2 protein-coding genes are annotated in these 4039 nt (G+C 41.8%); both read right to left on the bottom strand.

Translation table 11 applies throughout. The annotated features are described in order from the left end of the window. Window positions 1-237: 237 nt before the first annotated feature. A complete protein-coding gene (locus VF500_RS04360) occupies window positions 238-1014 on the bottom strand; it encodes a GLPGLI family protein (protein WP_330858506.1) in 777 nt (258 codons plus the stop codon). A 6-nt stretch (window positions 1015-1020) separates the two neighbouring features. Continuing rightward, the gene (locus tag VF500_RS04355; protein ID WP_330858505.1) at window positions 1021-3825 is read right to left on the bottom strand and encodes an outer membrane beta-barrel family protein; all 2805 of its coding nucleotides are present in this window, start codon (window positions 3823-3825) and stop codon (window positions 1021-1023) included. Window positions 3826-4039: the final 214 nt, after the last annotated feature.

Below are 4039 nucleotides of genomic sequence, written 5' to 3'. Positions count from 1 at the left end.
ACATTGAAAAAAAGAATAAAATGAGTGTCTTAAACGCTATCAGGAATAAACTGGTACAACGCATTTTTTCCTGCGTAAACCAAAATAGAAAATATGAAAAAAATTATCTCAAATTAGTTGCTTAGATCATAGAAATCGAGGTACGAAGCAATCGCACGGAAGCATAGCTGCTCTGTATAGTATGCGATTGCCACGCTATCGCTCGCAATGACATGTTGTAGAAATCAGTGAGCTCTTTTACAACGAAAACCCTTTCATATTCTCTTTCCCTTCTGTGCCCCAGTTCTTCATGGCGTTTTGCAATACGGTAAGAAAGCTTTTGTTGGTAGCTGCTTTGCCTTTTTTAGGTGCTGTAATTGATTTTTCATCTACAGGCTGCTCTGTTACTTTGGTGGCAAACCAGGTTACATTTTCATGCGGCAGGGCCACTCCCAATATCATGCCCGGCAAGCCGTTAAATGATTCCGGACCACCCGAAACCGGAATTTCATCGGTATAAAAAGCTACTACATAAATTGAATCAAGGATAAGTCCGTTTGCCCTGCGGCATGGATAGCCTGCAATTTCACGGGTTTCGCCGGTTAGTTTCCATTTAATATGGCGCGTGGTATCCTTAACTAAAAAAGTTTCTTCAAATACCTGTTTTTGGCTGGTGCTTATACCAGCATTAAAATCGGTAAATATGGTATTGTTTTGTGCCGCCATAGGCTGATCTTCCCAATAGTTACCTGTAGGACTTTCAGGTTCAATAGGTGTAAACAATGTTTGGTTATTGCCAAATTTTAATGTGCTTTTCAAAACCTTAAACTGTGGCTTGTTTTTTTTGTACTGATCATACATAGGCTGATACCAGGTTTCATTATCCTTATTGATCAGCTTTTGCATCAGCGCCCACATATTTGATGTTTTGTCGTACTGAATAGTGCCGTGAAATGTAAAGTGTTTATTACCCTGCGCCAGTAAAAGATTTGCGCTGAGTAGCAGTATGGTGGTAATAGTTAAGGTCTTTTTCATGATAGGTTATTTTTTAGGTGCACCGCCTCCAACTTTGTTGAAATCCCAGGTAAGGGAAAACATAAAATATCTTCTGATAGTAGTATAACGCTCCTGGGTAAGCACATTGGCCGACCCCGTACGGTTATAGCCGGTGTTTTGATTTAACAGGTCGTTGCCCGATACGGTAGCTTTCAAGGCATCTTTCATGAATGTCCTTGATATGTTGGCATTCAGCAGAAACCTCCTGAAATCTTGCGGGAATGATTTGGTTGGGGCGTTATAAGTATAGTTACCATCTGAGCCGATCTGGAACTTGCCGGGCAGGTAAATATTAAACCCGCCATTAGCATTAAACCCGCGACCGTTGTTGTTTATTTCTGGTGTTAACGACGATGAGTTGATAGTATAAGTTGGACCTGCCGAGATCCATGCGTCATATTTCTTCTCTTTATATTTAGATAACCTGATGCTGCCGGAATAGTTATACGATTTGGTTTTGTTAAGCGTATCGTTTGTTAAGTTGTAATATGTGTTGCCGTTGGCAGATAGCTCAAAACCTGCGTTGATGTCTGCGCCGGGAATTTTTCGCTCGAAATAACTATTGGCCCAAAAGTTACTGGTAGAGTGATTTTTTAAGTTAGAAGATTGATAGGTGCTGGTACCTTTTGACGTGTCACGCACAACGTTACTCACAATAGGATTACTGGTTGTTGAATAAGAACCGCTAATCCAAATGTACTGGTTGCTGATCACCTTGTACGAGTTATAGCTAAGGTTATAACGGTTAGTGAACGATGGTTTTAAACCGGCGTTACCTAACTGTTGGTTCAGCGGATCGGTGTTTACCTTTACCGGCTGGATCTGGTCGATACTTGGCTGAGACGTATTACCATTATAGCTCAAGCGGATGCTTGATTGTTTGGTGAACTTGTACTGAAATGAAGCCTGCGGGTACCAGTTGGTAAAGTTGCGCACCAGATCGGGCATGCGGCCAAATTCATCCACCTGCTTAAATCGTACACCGGCTATCTTGGTGCCGAAATTGAAAGTGTATTTGGATTTCTGTACATTAAAAACAGCGCCGCCTTGGTTGGATAACTGATTAAGCTTATAGTCGCTGCTGTAAACGTTGTCTAAAGCGGTGTAAACAACCGCGTTGCCAGCCGGTTTATTGAATGTGCGTCTATCGGCAGTAGCGTTGTTTATCGCGATAGCGTAACTAAGGGCCAAGGTAAAGTCTTTTGCCAGCGGTTCGGTATAAGTTACGTTGGTATTGATATTGGTGCTTTTAGTTTTATTGACCTTAAATTGATCAATAGTATCTTTACTTGAATAAACGCCAAGCGAATCGTAGAACTGTGTTTTTGATTTTAGAAAACCTTTCGAATCGCTTTCATTATAAGCTGTTTTAAAGTTTACCGATAACGTGCGGCTTTTCTTTTTGAATTTTTTAGTATAAAACGCATTGGCGTTAAATACTTTGCTATCAACATTAGCGGTATTATCCCTGTCATTGTCATTGATCATGCTGCCATCAAGGCGGCGGGTTTGCGTGGTAGAATGGCTTTTGGTATCGCTATTTCTTAAAGTACCATCGGCGGTGATCTTCAGGTTCTGCATCGAGTCAAGTTTTACCTGGTAATTAAGGTCAAGCTTTTGGCGAAACGAATAGTTGTGATTTGCCTGATCAGTGTTAACATTTGATGTATTATTGAGGGCTGTATTTTGCTGCTGGGTATTCTTGGTACCATCAACGGTAAGCGAACCTATTTTATAATTGGTGTTTAATGATTCCTTGTCATTATTCCATTTAGTATCGTAGTGCACACCACCGGTACGGGCTACGGGTTTACCTTCACCATTGTACCTGCCGTCGAAACTATCAAGATCGTCGCCACCACCTCCGAAAATAAAGATCTCGCCACCGTCGCCAAATTCCATGTTGCCACCACCACCATATTTGTTATTATCCTCCCAGCCTAAACCTGTTTTGCCGGTGTTACCAAGGGTGCCATACAGCGAAAACTTTTGTTTACCCTGAAAACGGTTAAACAAAGCTTGCCCCTGGTAATAGCCATCGGTACCTATACCGCCGTCAAGTTTGCCAAAGTAGCCGTTCTTTTTATCTTCCTTAAGTTTAATGTTGATGGTTTTATCCTTTACGCCGTCGTCAATGCCGGTAAATGCAGCCTGATCGCTCTTCTTATCATATAACTGAACTTTATCCACCATATCGGCGCGCAGGTTTTTGGTAACCAGGGTAGGGTCGTCGCCAAAAAACTCTTCACCGTCAACCAGTACTTTTTTTACCGTTTGCCCTTGTGCGGTGATCTTACCGTCTTTATCCACCTCAATACCGGGCAACTGTTTCAGCAAATCTTCAACTTTTGAGTTAGGCTGGATATTGTAGGCAGCCGGGTTAAATTCGGTGGTATCTCCCTTGATTTTGATGGCCGCAGCCTTGCCTTTTACAATAACTTCCTGTAAAAGCCTTTCTTTAAGTAACATGCTGATCCGGCCAAAATCGTGCGTGGTATGTGCCGAATCTAATGTAAAACGCTCTACAAAATCAGCATAACCGGGGTAGGTAGCGAGTACTATAAATTTACCCTTGCTTAAGTTATTAACGGTAAATGTGCCATCTTCTTTAACACGGGTAAATTTTTGAAGGATGGAATCTTTAGCAGTAATAACGCTGATGCTGGCGTTTGCTAATTTGGAATTGGCAACGGTATCGGCTAATGTTCCTTTAATGTTGTAATTGGTTTGGGCTGATAAGTTTACTGCGCCCACTAAAAATAGCAGTAGTCCAATAATTGTGATTTTCATAAGGTCGATTATGAAAGCCAAAATATAACTAAATAGTTAGTTGTGCAAGGGGTTTAACACTTTATACTGTAGATTTAACATTTCATCGCCAAAATTTAACATTTGGTCGCGGTTGGATGTGTTAAAATATCAGGATGATAGCATGGCGCGGACCGGCCGGAGGCCGGGGGATAGTTGCCACTCGGCTGGAGCCGAGCGGCGGCGGCTTCTCTAT

The organism is Mucilaginibacter sp. (assembly GCF_036383575.1).
In the GTDB taxonomy this organism is placed as follows: Bacteria; Bacteroidota; Bacteroidia; order Sphingobacteriales; family Sphingobacteriaceae; genus Mucilaginibacter.
Note: the sequence above shows the minus strand (reverse complement) of the source record. Positions and strands in the feature narration are given on the sequence as shown.

Bases quoted from the DNA above. Each gene is read 5' to 3' on its own strand.
- VF500_RS04360 (WP_330858506.1), bottom strand. From the start codon at position 1,014: ATGAAAAAGACCTTAACTATTACCACCATACTGCTACTCAGCGCAAAT.
- VF500_RS04355 (WP_330858505.1), bottom strand. From the start codon at position 3,825: ATGAAAATCACAATTATTGGACTACTGCTATTTTTAGTGGGCGCAGTA.